The following is a 15,747-nucleotide window of genomic DNA, read 5'->3' as shown; positions in this document are numbered from 1 at the left end:
CTAGAGAAGCCTTCGCTGGCTGTCGCGGTTCCCGGCCCAGCGGGGCCGCTGGCTGCCGTCGGCCGCGAGAACGAAGGCGTTCACGTCGTCGGCGAACTGGGCGCGCAGCAGCCGCAGCAGCCGCCGGCGGGCCTCGCCGTCGACGACCGGGAAGAAGACCTCGAGCCGGCGGTCGAAGTTGCGCTCCATCCAGTCGGCGCTCGAGGCCCACACCTCCCAGCCCCCCGCGGTCCTGAAGGCGGCGAGGCGGGCGTGCTCGAGGAAGCGGCCCACCAGGCTGACGGCCTCGAAGCGCGGATGCAGCAGGGTGAGCGTGGAGCGCACCAGGAGACGCACCCGCGCCCCGCGGTCGGCGGCCCGCGCCAGCGCGCGCAGCAGCCGCGCGTCGGTGAGGTGGTTCGCCTTGACGATGACCTCACCGCGGTCGCGCGCCACCGCGGCGATCTTGGCGAGCAGCCGTTCGCGGGCGGCGGCCCCGCTGGCCAGGGTTTTGAGCTGCGGCGTCCGCCCCGCGGCCAGGGCGTCGAAGTAGGCGGCGACGTCGGCGGTCAGCTGCGGGCGGGCGGTGAAGTAGGAAAGGTCGGTGTAGAGGCGGCCGTTCTTGGGGTTGTAGTTTCCGGTGCCCAGGTGGGCGTAGACGCCGTGGTCGGCCTCGGCGAGGAAGAGCTTGGCGTGCACCTTGGCCCCGGGCGGGTAGTCGAGGACCCGCACCCCGTGCCCCTCGAAGTGCAGCCGCCAGTAGAGGTTGACCAGCTCGTCGAAACGGGCCCGCCCCTCGAGCAGCACCTCCACCTCCTTGCCGCGGTCGGCGGCCTCGATGAGCGCGTCCAGGATGGGGTTCTCGCGGCCCACCCGGTAGAGCGTGGCGCGGAGGCGGCGCACCCCGGGGTCGCGCGCCGCCGCGCGGGCGAAGCCGACCACCTGGCCGAAGTCGTCCCGGGGGTGGTAGAGGGTGACGTCGCGCCCGCGCAGGCAGGCGAAGGGGTCGCGCGCGAAGCCGCGCCGCCGCCGCGGGCGCAGCGGGGGGAAGCGCAGCCCGGGAAGGTCCAGGTCCGCGAGCTCGAAGAGGGCGCGCAGGTCGAGCGGAGGGGGCTGCTCGAAGACCTCGTCGTCGAGGAGTTCCAGGCTGCGGGCGAGGGCGGTGCGCCAGGGAAAGCCCGCCTCCAGCTCGAGGCGGCTGGGGGCGCCGTCGAGCCGCGTTTCCAAAGCCAGCGGCAGCTCCTCCCAGTCCATGCGCGCGGCCTCGAGCTGGGCGATGCGGGTCAGGCGCAGCTCGTACATCGGCATCGGCTCGGGCAGAAAGAGGTCGCTGCGCGCCCGCACCAGCGCCCCCAGCCGCACGAAGGCGCCGGGGCGCCCGGGCACCGGTAGGAAGCGCCGCTGCTCCGGCTGCCGCAGCAGGTAGCGCAGCCGCCGGTGCCCGGCCGCGAAGTAGAGCGCCCCCGAGGAAAGGTCGTGCACCTGGGCGGCGTCGAGCAGGTCGGTCTTGGGGGCCACCTCCTCGGCCAGGTAGGCCCCGAAGTAGCGGGCCTCGGTGGCGCTGAGCTGCTGCGGCTCGAGCAGCCGCAGCCCCGCGGCCTCGAGCCGGGGCCGCAACTCCCCGAAGAGCTCGCGGGCTTCGCGCACGTAGGCCTGCACCTCGGCCAGGAGGGTGCGGTACTCGCGGGGCACCCGCGGACGCTCGCGCGAGGCCCGGAAGAGGCGGTAGACCCGGGCGGAGAAGAACTCGTCGGTGTTGGCGGCGAAGATGGCCAGGTAGCGCAGCTTCTCGAGCAGCGGCACGTCGTCGCGGCGGGCGGTGAGCAGCACCCGCTGGTTGAAGCGGAACCAGGAGCGTTCGCGGCCGAGCTTCACCGCTCCTCCGCGCGGTAGGGTGGGGCATGGAACGGGTGGGGATCGTGGACCTGGGTTCGGGGACGGCCCGGCTCGTCGTCTACGCCTACGAACCCGGCCACCACTACCGCCTCGTCGACGAGCTGCGCGAGCCGGTACGGCTGGGGCAGGGGCTCGCGACCACGGGCCGGATCGCGCCCGAGGCCGCCTGGCGGGCGCTGGGCTTCCTGGCCGCGGTGCAGGACTACGCCCGCGCCACCGGCCTGGAGCGGATCGACGCCTTCGCCACCAGCGCGGTGCGCAGCGCCGCCAACGCCCAGGAACTGCTGGAGCCGGCGCGGCGGATGGGGATCGGGCTGCGGGTGCTTTCGGGGACCGAAGAGGCCCGCTACGGGGTGCTGGCCGTGGCCGCCGGCTTCGACTTCGAAGACGCCTGGGTCGTGGACCTGGGCGGTGGCAGCGCCCAGCTGAGCCGGATGCGCGGCCGCGGTTTCGCCGGCGGGGCCGCCTACCCCCTGGGGGCGGTGCGGCTCAGCGAGCGCTTCCTCGCCCACGACCCCCCGAAGCCGCGCGAGGTGGAGGCGCTCGCCGCCGAGGTGCGCGGCTGGCTGCAAGACGTCGTAGGCGAGCTGCGCGCGCGCCCCCTGCCGCTGGTGGCCATGGGCGGCACGGTGCGCAACCTGGCGCGGGCGGTGCAGCGCGCCCGCCGCTACCCGCTCGAGCGGCTGCACGGCTACTTCCTGAGCGCCGCCGACCTGGACGAGCTGAGCGAACGCCTGCTGGGCCTGCGCGCCGCGCAGCGGCGGCGGGTGCCCGGCCTCTCGCCCGACCGCGCCGACGTGATCGTCGCCGGGGCCCTGGTCTACCGCACCCTGCTGCAAGAGGCCGCCCTCCCCGGCCTGTGGATCTCGGGGCTGGGCGTGCGCGAGGGCGCCTTCTTCCGGCACTTTCTGCCGCCGCCGCACCGGCCGGCGTGCGTGCGCGAACTCCACCTCGCCAGCCTCGAGGCCCGTTTCCCCCAACCCGCAGCGCATACCCAGAGTGTACGCGACCTGGCGGCGCGGCTCTTCGCGGCGCTGGCGCCGCGGTTCAGGCTGGGCGAAGGCGACGCCCGCCTCCTCGACGCCGCCGCGCGGCTGCACGACGTCGGCCTGGCCATCGACTTCTACGACCACCACAAGCACGGCGCCTACCTGGTGCTGCAGCACACCCTGGCCGGCTGGAGCCACCGCGAGCAGGCGCTCTTGGCCCTGCTGGTGCGCTACCACCGCAAGGGCCGCCCCCGGCCCGGCGCGCTCGCGGCGGTGCTCGAGCCCGGCGACGCCGAGCGGCTCGTGCGGCTGGCGGCGATCCTGCGGCTCGCCGAGCACCTGGAGCGCGGTCGCAGCGGCCGGGTGCGGCGGCTGGAGGTCGAGGTCGGCGCGGACACGGTCACCCTGCGCGTGGGCGGCCCCGAGAATCCCTGGGTCGAGGTCTGGGAGGCCCAGAAGGACGGCGCGCTCTTCGAGCGCGCCTTCGGGCTGCGGCTCGCGGTCCAGAGCCTATAGCAGCCGGCGCAGCACCCCGGGGGTGAGCAGGTAGCGCAGTTCGGCCCCGCCCGTCCGCATCCGCAGCGCCAGCAGCCCCGACTTCTTGAAGGCGAACGTCGCCGCGCGCTCCGGGTCCCCCGCGAGCAGCTCCGCGGCGACCCGGCTCAGCTCGGGCTCGTGGGCCACCACGGCCACGGTCTTCCCGCGCACCAGCAGGCGTTCGAGCAGCTCCGGCCCCCAGCCGCCCGCCAGCGCCGGCTCCTCGGCCACCACCTCGGCCAGCGGGGCCAGGTGGTCGGCGGTCTGGCGGGCGCGCAGGAGCGGGCTGGTCCAGAGCAGGGCGTAGCGGACCTCCAGGCGCTCGAGCGCCGCCCGCAGCCGCTCCGCCTGCGCCTCGCCGGCCGCGGTGAGGGCGCGCTCACCGTCGGGCAGGCCTTCACGCCGCGGCTGCGCGCGGGCGTGGCGGATCAGGTGCACCTCGGTCATCAGCCGAACCGCCCGGTGATGTAGGCCTCGGTGCGCGGGTCCGCGGGGTTGGTGAACAGCTTCTCGGTGGGTCCGTACTCGATCATGTCGCCGTTCAGGAAGAAGGCGGTGTAGTCGGATACGCGCGCGGCCTGCTGCATGTTGTGGGTCACGATCACGATCGTGACCTGCTCCTTGAGGCCCGCGAGCAGGTCCTCGATGGCCTGGGTGGAGATGGGGTCGAGGGCGCTCGTGGGCTCGTCCATGAGCAACACCTCGGGTTCGACGGCGAGCGCCCGCGCGATCGAGATGCGCTGCTGCTGCCCGCCCGAGAGCCCCACCGCGGGCTCGTTCAGCCGGTTCTTGACCTCGTCCCAAAGCGCCGCGGCCCGCAGCGAGCGCTCGGCCACGGCCATCAGGCGCTCCCGGTCCCTCACCCCCACCAGCCTGAGGCCGGCGACGACGTTCTCGAAGATGCTCATCGTAGGAAAGGGGGTGGGCCGCTGGAAGACCATCCCCACGCGCCGGCGGATCGCCACCGGGTCCACCCCGGGGGCGTAGAGGTCCTCGCCGTCAAGCAGCACCCGGCCCTCGATGCGCACGATCGGGTTGAGGTCGTGCATGCGGTTGAGGGCGCGCAGGAAGGTGGTCTTGCCGCAACCCGAAGGACCGATGAGCGCGGTGATCTTGCGGTCGTGCACGGGGAGGCTGACGTTCTTCACGCCGGCGCTCTTGCCGTAGTGGACGGTCAGGTTCTGGGTCTCCATCCGCAAGGGTTCCACGGGCACTCCTCTCAGCTCCGGCGCATCGCCCGGCGCGCCAGGTAGTTGGTCACCATCAGCAAGAGCGCCAGCAGCAGCGCCGCGCCCCAGGCCTGACGGATCCAGTCCTCGTAGGGCGAGATGGCGTAGACGTAGATCTTCAGGGGCAGGCTGTCCATCGGCCCCAGCGGGTCGAAGGAGAGGAAGGGGTTGCCGAAGGCGGTGAAGAGCAGCGGCGCCGCCTCCCCGGCGGCCCGCGCCAGCGCCAGCAGCAGCCCGGTGACGATGCCGCCCTTGGCCGCGGGCAGGATGAGGCTGAGCGTCACCCGCCAGCGGGGCAGCCCCAGGGCCAGGCCCGCCTCGCGCAGCTCCCAGGGCAGGATGCGCAGCACCTCCTCGGTGGCGCGCATGATGATGGGGATCATCAGGATGGCCAGGGCCACCGCGCCCGAAAAGGCCGAGAACCCGCCCATGGGCTCGACGACGAGAACGAAGGCGAACAGCCCCATGAGGATCGCGGGTACGCCGCCGAGCACGTTGGCCACCAGCCGCAGCGGCCGGTTCAGCGGGTGGTCGGGGTACTCGGCCATGAGCACGCCCCCGCCCAACCCCAGCAGGCCGCCCATGGCCAGCGCCATCAGGTCGATGACGAAGGTGCCCACGATCGCCGGTAACATGCCCCCGCCGCCCTCGCCCGGCGGGGCGGGCGGCTGGGTGAAGAAGGCCCAGTCGAGGGCGCCGATCCCCTGGGTGAAGACGTGCAGCAAGATGAACCCGAGCGGCAGCAGCACCAGCAGCGTGCCCAGGTAGACGAGGGCGACCATGACGCGGTCGCGCAGGTAGCGGCGGCGCAGGTTCATTTCCGCCCCTCCCCCACGCTCATCCGCCGCAGGATGAAGTCGGCGATCAGGTTGACGACCAGCGAAAGCAGCAGCAGCAGAAAGCCGACGGCCAGCAGGCTGGCGAGCTGCAGCCCGCCTTCGGCCTCGGCGAACTCGTTGGCGATCAGGCTGGCCATCGTCGCCGCAGGCCCGAAGACGCTGTAGGGCAGCTGCCCGGAGTTACCGATCAGCATGGTCACGGCCATCGTCTCGCCGATGGCGCGTGCCAGCGCCAGGACCACGCCCGCGAAGATGCCCCCGCGCGCGTAGGGCAACACCACCCGCCGCACCACCTCCCAGCGGGTCGCGCCGAGGGCGTACATGGCCTCACGCTGGTCGCGCGGCACCAGGCGGATGGCGTCGCGCGCCAGCGAGGAGGCGTAGGGCACGATCATCAGCGCCAGCACCAGCACCGCCGAGAGCATGCCGATGCCCGTGGGCGGCCCGAGCACCCCCATGAGGGCGGGCGCGTGTTCCGCGCTCCAGAGGAAGAGGGGCTGCTCCACGTGGTCGCGCACCAGGGGCACCAGGACGAAGATGCCCCACAGCCCGTAGACGACGCTCGGCAGCGCCGCCAGCAGGTCGATCAGGTAGGCCACGACCTCGGCGAGCCAGCGCGGGGCGTACTCGGCGACGGCGATCGCCGCGGCCAGCGCCGGCAGGAAGGCCAGCGTCAGGGCGGCGGCGCTGGTGATCACGGTGCCGAGCAGGAAGGGCCAGGCTCCGAACTGCCCCGCCACCGCGTTCCAGGCGCGGCCCGCGGCGAACCCCCAGAAGCCGAAGGTGCGGAAGGCTTCCGCGCCGCCCGAGGCCAGCTCCCAGGCCAGCAAAACGGCGACGAGCATCACCGCGAGCCCCAGCCCCACGAGTAGGGCGGTGAAGGCCCGGTCGCCCAGTTTTCCGTACCAGCGGCTTCGCACGCGTTCCTCCCTGGGAGCCCCGCCGCGGCGTTACCGCAGCGGGGCGCGGTCGGCTACGATTCTACTTCGCCGCCACCGGCTCGCCGCGGTAGCGCAGTGTCTTCAGGTTGGCTTCGGTCGCGCGCACGGCCACCTCGGGCAGCGCCGCGTAGTGCAGCGCCTCGTTGTAGCGCTGGCCGTCGTGAACGATCCAGTCGAGCAGGGCCGCGAGCGCCTTCGCCTCGGCGGCGGACTTGACCGCGCGGTCCTTGTCGAGGTCGCGGTAGACCAGGATCCAGGTGAAGCTGGCAATGGGGTAGCCGTCGGGCGCGGGGGTGTCGGTGATCGAGACCCGGGTGTCGGCCGGGAAGTCCGCCAGCTCGCCGGCGGCGCGGACCGAGGCCAGGTCGGCGAGGACGAACTTACCGGCGCGGTTCTGCACCGCACCATAGGCGATCTTGTTCTGCACCGCGTAGACCAGCTCGTTGTAGCCGATCGCCCCCGGGGTCTGGCGCACCAGCCCGGCCACGCCCTCGTTGCCCTTGCCCCCGAGGCCGGTGGGCCAGGCGACGCTCTTGCCCACGCCCACCTTGGCCTTCCACTCGGGCGAGACCTTAGCCAGGTACTCGGTCCAGATGTAGGTGGTGCCCGAGCCATCGGAGCGGCGGACCACGGTGATGGGCAGCGGCGGCAGCTTGACGCCGGGGTTCAGCTTGGCGAGGGCGGGGTCGTTCCACTTGCGGATTTTGCCGAGGAAGATGTCGGCGAGCACGGGGCCGGAAAAGTTGAGGGGCCGGGTCACGCCCGGAAGGTAGTAGGTGGGCACCACGGCGCCGAGGGCGGTGGGCACGTGGATCACCGGGGTGCCGAACTTCTGCTCGAACTCGGCCAGCTTGGCGTCCGACAGGGGAGCGTCGCTGGCGCCGAAGTGCACCGTCCCAGAGAAGAGCTGGCGGACGCCGCCGCCGGAACCGATGGACTGGTAGTTGACGCGGACGCCGGTGAGCTTGTGGTAGACGCTGAAGTACTTGGCGTAGAGCGGAAAGGGAAAGGTGGCGCCGGCGCCGTTGAGGGTCACGCCCTGGGCCAGGGCCGGGCCGAGGGTGAGCGCGAGAACCGTCAGAGCGAGCTTCTTCATGAGCATCGTCCTCCGCGTCCAGGATGCCGGGGTCCTGTCAGGGGAAGGTCAGGACCCGTCCGCGCCCTCGAGCTTGCCGGTCAGCCAGAAGAAGACGCGCTCGGCAATGTTCTCCAGGTGGTCGCCGAGGCGCTCGTAGCTGCGGGCGACGCGCATCAGGGTGAGCGCCTTGGAGAGGGTGCGGGGGTCCTCCATCATGTAGGTCAGCAGCTCGCGCACGATCTGCTCGTAGAGGTCGTCGACGTCGTCGTCGATCTTGAGCACCCGCTGCGCAGCCTGCAGGTCGCGCTCGGCAATGGCCTTGGCGATCAGGTCGAGCATCGTCTCGATGCGCTCGGCCATCTCGCCGAGGACGATGTACTTCTTCAGCGGCGGCTCCCCCGCGAGCGCCAGCGCGTCCTCGGCCACGTGCGCGGCGTAGTCGCCGGCGCGCTCCAGGTCGGTGAGCGCCTTCAGCACCGTCGCCAAGAAGCGCAGGTCACGGGCGACGGGCTGGTGACGGGCGATCGCCGCCAGCACCTCGTTCTCGATCTCGAGCTCCAGCGCGTCCACCTCGCGGTCGAGCCGCACGGCCGCCTTGGCGCGCTCCACGTCCTGCTCCACCAGGCCGGCGGTGGCCTGCTGCAGCTGCTCGCGCACCAGGCTGACCATGCGCAGGAAGTGCTCGGTAATCCGGTTCAGGTCACGGTCCAACGCTTCACGCATCCTCTTCCCCTTCCCCCTCGGGCACGGTCACCCCGAAGGCGTTGCCCTCTTCCAGCCTACGGCCGTAGGCCTCACCGCCCCAGCCCCGCGCGATGCGGCGCACCAGGGCCAGGCCCAGGCCGCTGCCGCGCACGCCGGCGGCGTGCACGCCCCGCCCGCCGGGTACGAAGAGGCGCTCGTAGTCGGCGAGCGGCTCCCCGGTGTCCACCACCTCGACGGCCACCACCCCCGCAGCGGGGGCCCGGGTGCGCACCTCGACGGGCGGCTTTCCGTAGCGCAGCGCATTCTCGACGAGGTTGAGCAGCACCTGGAAGACCGGGTCGCGGCCCGCGGTGACCGGGTGGGGGGTGGACCAGCGCAGGGTGCGCGCCCCCGGCAGCAGCCGCTCGAGCCGCGGCCGCAACTCGTCGAGGCGCCACGGGGGCGTGCGCGCCTGGCCCTGCCCCTCGACGAGGCGCAGCAGCCGCTCCGCCTCCTCGCGCATCAGCGCCAGCGCCCGCTTCCCCTCCTCGGGCGCGGGCCCGGATTCCAGCACCTCCAACAGCGCCAGCAGCCCCGCTACCGGGGTGCGGAACTCGTGGGCGAGGTAACGCCGTTCCTGCTCCAGGGCCTCGCGCGTACGCGCCGCTTCGGTCTCGTCGCGCAGAAAGAGCGCCTCCCCCAGGGCGCGCGCCGCCACCCGGCGGCCGTGCAGGGTCAGACTGGCGGTCCCGCCGCCGCGCTGCAGCTCGAGCAGCCGGTGGTGCCGCAGCACGAAGGCGGCGGGGCGGCCGGCGGCGCGCTCCGGGTCGGTGTCGAGCAGCCGCGCCGCCGCGGGGTTCAGGTAGCGCACCTGCTCGCCGTCGAAGAGGACCACCCCCTCCTCGCTCGCCTCCCAGGCCGCGCGCCAGGGGTTCACGGCACCTCCGTGAAGCGGTAGCCCCGGCCGCGCACGGTCTCGATCCAACGCCCGCCGAGCTTCTCGCGCAGCTGGGCCACGTGCTGGTCGACCGTACGCAGGGTCCCCAGAAAGTCCTCGCCCCAGACCTGGGCGAGCAGCGTCGGCCGGTCGTAGACCCGGCCCGGCTCCCGCGCCAGGAAGGCGAGCAGGTCGAACTCGCGCCGCGTCAGGCCCACCTCCCGCCCCCCAAGCGTCACCCGGCCGCGCCCGGTGTCCACCACCAGCTCGCCGCGCCGCAGCACCTCGGCGCCGCGGCTGCGGCGCAAGAGCGCCACCAGCCGGGCCGCCAGCTCGGCGGTGGAGAAGGGCTTGGTCAGGTAGTCGTCGGCGCCGCCCAAAAGCCCTTCCACGCGGTCGCGCTCGCTGGCGCGCGCGGTCAGCATGAGCACCGGCAGCCGCTCGTAGCGGGGGGTGCGGCGGAGGCGCGCCAGGAAGTTCAGGCCGTCCTCGTCGGGCAGCATCCGGTCGAGCACGACCACGTCGGCCTCGTCGAGCCGCGCCCAGCCCTCGCGGGCGTCGGCGGCGTCGAGGACGCTGAACCCCGCCTGGCGCAACCCGTGCGCCAGGGCGAAGCGCAGGCTGGGCTCGTCTTCGACCAGCAGCACCCGGGCCATGCCCTCAGTTTACGCAGCCCCGGTCAGGGCGGGGTCAGCACCTGAGCAGCGCCCGGATCGGCTCCGTGGAGTCGAAGGGGGCGAAGCCGCCGATGCGCAGGTCGGCGAGGATGAGCCGCCCCAGCGGATGTTCGGGCAGCCTCAGGAGGCCCTGCAGCAGCTGCGGGCGCAGCCCGGCCCGTTCGGGGGCGAGCATCACCACGTGGGCGAAGCGCCGCGCGTCGGAGACCTGAACCGTGCGCACGCCCTCGAGCGAGAGCTCGCCGAGTTGATCGTAGAAGTCCTTGTAGAGCAGGGCGTGCTCGATCTCGCCGCGCCGCAGCGCCGCGAGCACCTCGCCCCAGGAAGGGTAATAGCGGATCTCGCCGTTGCGGACGCCGGCCTCGTCGAGGAGCAGGCAGCCGAGCAGGGTGGCGAACTGGTTCTCCACCGCGCCCAGGGGCCGGTCCGCGAAGTCCGCGAGTCCGTCCGCGCTCCCCTTGCGGGCGACGAAGACCACCTCGTCGTAGTTGTCGGGCATGGCCACCGGCACGAAGCCCCGTTCGTCCTCGATGCGCAGGGCGTCCAGAGGGTTGGCGTAGACGAGGTCGATCTCGGGGAAGCGCGCGTAGAACTCGGGGAAGTCGGCGGCGTGGGCGTAGCCGATCTCGAGGCCGCTCACCTGCCCCAGCACCAGGAAGAACTCGATCCAGGTGGGCAGGTTCTTGGCGGTGTCGTGGGGGCAGGCGCTTGCGGAAAGCTGATGTGCATCCATTACTACAAGTATATGCCGGGACAATTGGCTTGGGACACCCCCGTTCGGGTGGGCGCGTAAACTGAACCCATGAAACTGACCACCTGGGGCGCCTGCGGCACGGTCACCGGAAGCTGCCACCTGCTGGAACACCAGGGGTTCAGGCTGCTGCTCGACTGCGGCATGTACCAGGGGGAGCCGAAAAACGACAACTACGACCCCTTCGGCTTCGACCCGCGCGAGGTCGACGCCGTGGTGCTGAGCCACGCCCACCTGGACCACGTGGGGCGGATCCCGCGGCTCTACCGCCTGGGCTTCGAGGGCCGGGTCTACGCCACCGCGCCCACGCTGAAGCTGATCCGACCGATCCTCGAAGACGCGCTCAAGCTGATGAAGGAGGACATCAAGCGCGCCCGCCGCAAGGGCCTTCCGGTTCCCGAGCTGCTCTGGGAGGAGGCCGACGTGCGCACGCTGCTCGAGCGCAGCAAGCCGCTGCCCTACTACGGCGCACGCAAGATCGGGCCGTTCCGCGTCACCCTCAGAAACGCCGGCCACCTGCCCGGAAGCGCCTTCGTGGAGGTGCAGGCGGGGGGGCGCACCCTCGTCTTCTCGGGCGACCTGGGCAACCGCCGCAAGGAAACCCTGCCCGACCCCGACTACCCCCGGGTGGCCGACCTGGTCCTCAGCGAGTCCACCTACGGCGACCGCCCCCACCGGCCCTTCCAGGCCACCCTGGTCGAGTTCGCCGAGGTGCTGGCCCAGACCCTCGACGGCGGCGGGAAGGTGGTCATCCCCTCGTTTGCGCTCGAGCGCGCCCAGGAGATCCTCTTCTACATCCGCCGCTTCGAAGCCGAGGGCGCCATCCCCAGCGTGCCGGTCTACGTCGACAGTCCCCTCACCACCCGCATCAGCGAGATCTACGGCGAGATCCAGGAGGCCTTCAGCCCCCTGGTGCAGTCGTTCTACCGCCGCGGCATCGACCCCTTCGCGCCGCAGAAGCTGCGCTACACCCAGAGCGTGGACGAGTCGAAGCGGCTGAACTTCCTCGAAGGACCGGCGATCATCATCGCTGGCAGCGGCATGCTCTCGGGCGGCCGCATCCTGCACCACCTGCGCCACCAGCTGCCCGACGCCCGCAACGCCCTCGTCTTCGTCGGCTACCAGCCGCGCGGCGGTCTGGGGCACCGCATCATCGAGGGCGCGGGCGAGGTGCGGATCCACGGCCACGAGGTGCGGGTGCGGGCCAAGGTCTACTCGCTGGGCGGCTTCTCCGGACACGCCGGCCGCGACGAACTCCTCGACTGGCTCACCGCCGAGCCCCGCATCGTCCTGGTGCACGGCGAGGACCCGGCCCGCGCCAGCCTGGCGCGGGCGCTGCGCGCCCGCGGCGCCAAGGTGACCCGCGCCCGTCTGGGGCAGCGGTTCGAAGTCTGAGCGGCGCGGCCCTCAGTAGGGCAGCTCGGCGTTGATGCAGGTGCCCTCGCCGGGGGTGCTGAGCACCTCGAACCGCCCGCCGCGGGCCTCGACGCGCTCGCGCATCTGCGCCATGCCGAAGCCGCCCAGCCCCGCGCTCAGCGGCTGGTCGGGATCGAAGCCGACGCCGTCGTCGCAGATCTCGAGCCGGGCGCCCTTCTCGCCCAGGGCCTTCAGGCGCACCCGCACGCCGCCGGCGCGGGCGTGCTTGGCCACGTTGTTGAGGGCTTCCTGCAGCACCCGGAAGAGGACGACCTCGGAGGCGGGGGTGAGCTTGACGTCGTCGGCGAGCTCGAGCCCGATCCCCAGCCCCACCTGTTCGGCGAAGGCACGGGCGTAACGCTCGATCGACTGCACCAGCCCGTAGCGCTCCAGGTCGATGGGACGCAGCGCGAAGATGCTGCGGCGTACCTCGCGGATCTGGCCGCGCAGCGTCTCCTTGACCTGGCCGATCTCCTGCTTGGCGCGCGGCGGGTCGCGGTCGAGCAGCCGCGTCGCCAGGTCCAGCTTGAGGGCCATGAAGGCCAGCGCCTGGGCGATGCCGTCGTGGATCTCGCGGGCGATGCGGTTGCGCTCCTCGTTGATGGCCAGCTCCTCGGCGCGCAGGTAGGCCTGGGCGTTGCGCACCGCCAGGGCCACCTGACGGGCGAGCAGCCGCAGGAAGGGCATCTCCTCCTTGAGGTGGCGGGCGTTGCCACGCAGCACCAGCACCCCCACCGGGTCCTTGTCGTAGAGCGGGATGGCGAGCAGGTTGGGCTCGACGAAGGTGGGGGCGCGCTTGGCCTCTTCCCAGCGGCCGCTGGGGGCGAAGGAGTGGCGCGCCTCGGGGAGGTGCACCTCGGCCCAGGGGTGGAGGATGCCGTCGGCGTCGAGCAGGTAGACCACGCCTCCCTTGGCCCCGGCCCAGTCGATGATCTTGGAGAGCAGACCGGCGAGCAGCTTCTCCAGGTTGGCCTCCGCCCCCATCGCCTCGTCCACCTCGAAGAGGGTGAGGAAGTCGCGGGTGCGCGCCTTGGCGGCCTCGAGCAGGCTGTCCACCTCGGCGGCGAGCAGGTCGAGGAACTCGGCGTCGCTCTCGCCGTCGGGCAGGATCAGCTCGAGCCGCCCGCCGCTGCGCACCAGCTCGAGCCGCTGCACCGGTAGGCCGCGGCGGGTGTAGAACGAGGGCGTCGACCAGTGGTAGCCCTCGAGCTCGAGCGAGGCGTCGGCTCCGAGCACGTCGGCGAGGGCGTTGACGACCCCGCGGATCACCTCTTCCAGGTTCTCGGTCGCCAGCGAGCGGCTGAGCACCTCGCGCAGCGCCCGCAGCCGCTGGTTGGCCTCCAGCAGCTTGGCCTCGGCCTCGGCGCGCTCGCGCACCTCCTCGGAGACCCAGTCGAGGGTGAGCCAGATCACCAGCGGCCCCACCACGCCGTAGAAGACGATCTGCAGGTAGAAGAGCCAGGGGTCGGGCGGCAGCAGGTGCAGCCACCACTCGAGCGCGACCACGACGCCGCCCACCAGCGGCGGCAGCACCTTGCGCGCCCAGCGGATGCGGGCGTAGAGCTCGCTGTAGGCCCCGGGGCGGGCCTGCGGCCTAATCAACCCGGTCCCCTCCATGGGCGATCGCCCAACGGCTCTGGCGCAGCAGGCCGCGCAGGCGCTGCACCTCGTTGGGGCTGAGCAGCGCCCGGTGGGCCATCCGCCGGAAGGCGCGCATCGCCCCTTCCAGGCGGTGTTCGTCGGTGTAGCGGATCTGGATCAGGTAGGCCTCCAGGTCGGCGAAGAGGCGCTCGAGCTCCTCGGCGGCGGCGGGCCGCGGGCGCGCCGTCCCCCGGGGCTCGGCTCGGGCCAGGAAGACCTCGTAGGCCACCAGCAGCACCGCCTGGGCCAGGTTGAGGCTGGCGTAGCCGCCGGTGGGGATCCGCCAGACCGCGTGCGCCCGATCCATCTCCTCGTTGGAGAGTCCGAAGTTCTCGCGGCCGAAGAGCAGGGCGACCGGCCCCTCGGCGGCCATCCTTCGCACCCGGGGCGCACCCTCGCGGGGCGTGTAGACCTCGCCGGCGTAGCCCTCGCGGGCGCGGGCGCTGGTGGCCACCACGTAAACCGTGTCCGCCAGGGCCTCGTCCAGCGTGGCCACGGTGCGCGCCCGCTCCAGCACGTCGGCCGCGCCCCGGGTGGCCAGCCGGTAGGCCGCCTCGTCGAGCGGGCGCTCCGGGTTCACGAGCACCAGTTGCTCGAGCCCGAAATTCTTCATCGCCCGCGCCGCCGCCCCGACGTTGCGGGGCTCGCGCGGCTCCACCAGCACGACGCGGATCATCGCTCCGATCCTACCGCGGCCGGGGCGGTTCGACCTAGCCCTGCCGCAGGGTCCACTCGACCAGGGTCCGCACCCCGAAACCGGTGCCCCCGGCGGGGCCGAAGGCGTGGTCCTCGGCCGCGGGCGCGAAGCCGGGGCCGGCGATGTCGAGGTGCACGAAGGGGGCGTCGGCGAACTCGGCCAGGAAGAGGGCCGCCTGGATCGCGCCGCCGGCGCGGTCGCCCACGTTGGCCAGGTCGGCGACCTTGCTCTTCAGCTTGCGCTTGTAGGCCTCCTCCATCGGCATCGGCCAAACCTTCTCGCCGGCGGCCTCGGCGGCCCGCTGCACCTCACGGCCCAGCGCCTCGTCGGCGGCGAAGAGCCCCGCGACCTCGCGGCCCAGCGCCACCACGCACGACCCCGTGAGGGTGGAGAGCTCGACGATCGCGTCGGGCTCCTGCTGCGAAGCGTAGGCGAGCGCGTCGGCCAGAGTGAGCCGGCCTTCGGCGTCGGTGTTGAGCACCTCGATCGTCTTGCCGTTCATCGCCCGGATCACGTCGTCGACGCGGTAGGCGTGACCGCTGATCATGTTCTCGGCGGCGGCCACGTAGGCGCGTACCTCGACGGGCGGCTTCAGCGCGGCGATGGCCTTCATGGCCCCGATCACCGCGGCCGCGCCGGCCATGTCGCCCTTCATCGTCTTCATCGACTCGGGCGGCTTGAGCGAGTAGCCCCCGGTGTCGAAGGTGAGCCCCTTGCCCACCAGGGCCAGCTTGCGCACCGGCGCTTCCTCCGGGCGGTAAACGAGCTCGATGAAGCGCGGCTCGTTGGCCGAGCCCTTGGCCACCGCCCAGTAGGCGCCCATGCCCAGCTCCTGGATCTCCTCGGGGCCGAGCACGCGCACCTCGAGGCCCGCCTCCCGGGCCATCTTCTCGGCGCGCCGGGCCAGCTCGACCGGGTTCAGCACGTTGGGCGGCTCGTTGACCAGGTCGCGGGCGAGCCAGACCCCTTCGGCGACGGCCGCCGCCTCCTCCACCACCGGGCCGTAGCCCTGGGCGATCACGAAGCGGGCCCGCGGCGGCTTGGCCTCGCTTTGGTACTTGGTGAAGCGGTAGCCGCCGAGCAGCAGGCCCTCGGCGAGGACCCGGCTGGTCTCGCGCTTACCGAAGCGCTCGGCCAGGAAGTTCTCGACCGCGGCCTCGCGCACGCCTCGCTCGACCGCAACCTCGGCCACCTTGACGCCGATGCGCCGCACGTCGCCCAGGCGGTGACCCCGGCGCTTCCCCAGACCCACGAGCAGGACCTGAACCCCTGCCAGCGGTACGTACAGGGTGGTTCCAAAATCTCCCTTGAACCGCGTTTCCTTGAGAATGCGCACGAGCGCGCCGTCCAGCTCGGAATCTAGCCAGCGCCCCTCCTCGGTGAGTTCGCCGCCCAGCACGGCTACGACGCGCATGGGGGCTTCGTGTTCGAATACTTTTCTGCGGGTGGTTTTCAC

Annotated in this window: 15 protein-coding genes; 2 read left to right on the top strand and 13 right to left on the bottom strand. The window is 72.5% G+C overall.

Going from position 1 to position 15,747, the window contains the following annotated elements:
* A complete protein-coding gene (locus tag HNQ05_RS07230) occupies nt 1-1,854 on the bottom strand; it encodes a polyphosphate kinase (RefSeq protein WP_147144773.1) in 1,854 nt (617 codons plus the stop codon).
* Nucleotides 1,855-1,880: 26 nt separating this feature from the next.
* On the opposite strand from HNQ05_RS07230, the gene HNQ05_RS07225 reads away from it, so the two are divergent.
* Nucleotides 1,881-3,380 (top strand): Ppx/GppA phosphatase family protein, encoded by a 1,500-nt coding sequence (locus HNQ05_RS07225; RefSeq protein ID WP_147144772.1) that lies wholly within the window; start codon nt 1,881-1,883, stop codon nt 3,378-3,380.
* Here the strand turns inward: HNQ05_RS07225 and HNQ05_RS07220 are convergent.
* The 9 genes from HNQ05_RS07220 to HNQ05_RS07180 form a co-directional block, all read right to left on the bottom strand.
* Nucleotides 3,375-3,848, bottom strand: a complete 474-nt coding sequence (locus HNQ05_RS07220) for a SixA phosphatase family protein (RefSeq protein ID WP_147144771.1) — start codon at nt 3,846-3,848, stop codon at nt 3,375-3,377. The two genes, HNQ05_RS07225 and HNQ05_RS07220, sit on opposite strands and share 6 nt — an antisense overlap.
* The gene (gene pstB, locus HNQ05_RS07215) at nt 3,848-4,594 is read right to left on the bottom strand and encodes a phosphate ABC transporter ATP-binding protein PstB (protein WP_147144967.1); all 747 of its coding nucleotides are present in this window, start codon (nt 4,592-4,594) and stop codon (nt 3,848-3,850) included. Before pstB ends, HNQ05_RS07220 begins: the two co-directional genes overlap by 1 nt.
* Nucleotides 4,595-4,620: 26 nt before the next feature.
* The gene (pstA, locus tag HNQ05_RS07210) at nt 4,621-5,448 is read right to left on the bottom strand and encodes a phosphate ABC transporter permease PstA (RefSeq protein WP_147144770.1); all 828 of its coding nucleotides are present in this window, start codon (nt 5,446-5,448) and stop codon (nt 4,621-4,623) included.
* On the bottom strand, nt 5,445-6,389 hold the full coding sequence (pstC, locus tag HNQ05_RS07205; RefSeq protein WP_147144769.1) for a phosphate ABC transporter permease subunit PstC: 945 nt from the start codon (nt 6,387-6,389) through the stop codon (nt 5,445-5,447). The genes pstA and pstC overlap by 4 nt, the downstream gene beginning before the upstream one ends.
* Before the next feature lie 61 nt (nt 6,390-6,450).
* Nucleotides 6,451-7,506 (bottom strand): phosphate ABC transporter substrate-binding protein PstS, encoded by a 1,056-nt coding sequence (gene pstS / locus HNQ05_RS07200; protein WP_147144768.1) that lies wholly within the window; start codon nt 7,504-7,506, stop codon nt 6,451-6,453.
* A gap of 48 nt (nt 7,507-7,554) precedes the next feature.
* Nucleotides 7,555-8,211: a phosphate signaling complex protein PhoU gene (gene phoU / locus HNQ05_RS07195; protein ID WP_147144767.1), complete on the bottom strand. Its 657-nt coding sequence runs from the start codon at nt 8,209-8,211 to the stop codon at nt 7,555-7,557.
* Nucleotides 8,204-9,109, bottom strand: coding sequence for a sensor histidine kinase (locus HNQ05_RS07190; protein ID WP_147144766.1), 906 nt, complete (start codon nt 9,107-9,109; stop codon nt 8,204-8,206). The genes phoU and HNQ05_RS07190 overlap by 8 nt, the downstream gene beginning before the upstream one ends.
* Nucleotides 9,106-9,765 (bottom strand): response regulator transcription factor, encoded by a 660-nt coding sequence (locus HNQ05_RS07185; protein ID WP_147144765.1) that lies wholly within the window; start codon nt 9,763-9,765, stop codon nt 9,106-9,108. The genes HNQ05_RS07190 and HNQ05_RS07185 overlap by 4 nt, the downstream gene beginning before the upstream one ends.
* Nucleotides 9,766-9,799: 34 nt before the next feature.
* The gene (locus tag HNQ05_RS07180; protein WP_147144764.1) at nt 9,800-10,519 is read right to left on the bottom strand and encodes a phosphate/phosphite/phosphonate ABC transporter substrate-binding protein; all 720 of its coding nucleotides are present in this window, start codon (nt 10,517-10,519) and stop codon (nt 9,800-9,802) included.
* Nucleotides 10,520-10,588: 69 nt separating this feature from the next.
* Here HNQ05_RS07180 and HNQ05_RS07175 point away from each other — a divergent pair, with 69 nt between their 5' ends.
* Complete coding sequence (locus HNQ05_RS07175; protein ID WP_147144763.1) at nt 10,589-11,932, top strand: MBL fold metallo-hydrolase; 1,344 nt, start codon at nt 10,589-10,591, stop codon at nt 11,930-11,932.
* A 12-nt stretch (nt 11,933-11,944) separates the two neighbouring features.
* Here HNQ05_RS07175 and HNQ05_RS07170 read toward each other — a convergent pair whose 3' ends face one another.
* The 3 genes from HNQ05_RS07170 to HNQ05_RS07160 all read right to left on the bottom strand — a co-directional run.
* A complete protein-coding gene (locus HNQ05_RS07170) occupies nt 11,945-13,555 on the bottom strand; it encodes a sensor histidine kinase (protein ID WP_147144762.1) in 1,611 nt (536 codons plus the stop codon).
* The gene (locus HNQ05_RS07165; RefSeq protein ID WP_147144761.1) at nt 13,548-14,270 is read right to left on the bottom strand and encodes an RNA methyltransferase; all 723 of its coding nucleotides are present in this window, start codon (nt 14,268-14,270) and stop codon (nt 13,548-13,550) included. Before HNQ05_RS07165 ends, HNQ05_RS07170 begins: the two co-directional genes overlap by 8 nt.
* A 34-nt stretch (nt 14,271-14,304) precedes the next feature.
* Nucleotides 14,305-15,747 (bottom strand): leucyl aminopeptidase (locus tag HNQ05_RS07160; RefSeq protein WP_260147708.1); only part of this gene is annotated, 1,443 nt, incomplete at its 5' end.

Origin of the sequence: Oceanithermus desulfurans (assembly GCF_014201675.1) — a bacterium.
In the GTDB taxonomy this organism is placed as follows: domain Bacteria; phylum Deinococcota; class Deinococci; order Deinococcales; family Marinithermaceae; genus Oceanithermus; species Oceanithermus desulfurans.
Note: the sequence above shows the minus strand (reverse complement) of the source record. Positions and strands in the feature narration are given on the sequence as shown.

What these genes read in the sequence shown, in the direction of transcription:
- HNQ05_RS07225 (WP_147144772.1), top strand. Translation starts at nt 1,881, where the DNA reads ATGGAACGGGTGGGGATCGTGGACCTGGGTTCGGGGACGGCCCGGCTC.
- HNQ05_RS07220 (WP_147144771.1), bottom strand. Translation starts at nt 3,848, where the DNA reads ATGACCGAGGTGCACCTGATCCGCCACGCCCGCGCGCAGCCGCGGCGT.
- pstB (WP_147144967.1), bottom strand. Translation starts at nt 4,594, where the DNA reads ATGGAGACCCAGAACCTGACCGTCCACTACGGCAAGAGCGCCGGCGTG.
- pstA (WP_147144770.1), bottom strand. Translation starts at nt 5,448, where the DNA reads ATGAACCTGCGCCGCCGCTACCTGCGCGACCGCGTCATGGTCGCCCTC.
- pstS (WP_147144768.1), bottom strand. Translation starts at nt 7,506, where the DNA reads ATGAAGAAGCTCGCTCTGACGGTTCTCGCGCTCACCCTCGGCCCGGCC.
- phoU (WP_147144767.1), bottom strand. Translation starts at nt 8,211, where the DNA reads ATGCGTGAAGCGTTGGACCGTGACCTGAACCGGATTACCGAGCACTTC.
- HNQ05_RS07185 (WP_147144765.1), bottom strand. Translation starts at nt 9,765, where the DNA reads ATGGCCCGGGTGCTGCTGGTCGAAGACGAGCCCAGCCTGCGCTTCGCC.
- HNQ05_RS07180 (WP_147144764.1), bottom strand. Translation starts at nt 10,519, where the DNA reads ATGGATGCACATCAGCTTTCCGCAAGCGCCTGCCCCCACGACACCGCC.
- HNQ05_RS07175 (WP_147144763.1), top strand. Translation starts at nt 10,589, where the DNA reads ATGAAACTGACCACCTGGGGCGCCTGCGGCACGGTCACCGGAAGCTGC.
- HNQ05_RS07165 (WP_147144761.1), bottom strand. Translation starts at nt 14,270, where the DNA reads ATGATCCGCGTCGTGCTGGTGGAGCCGCGCGAGCCCCGCAACGTCGGG.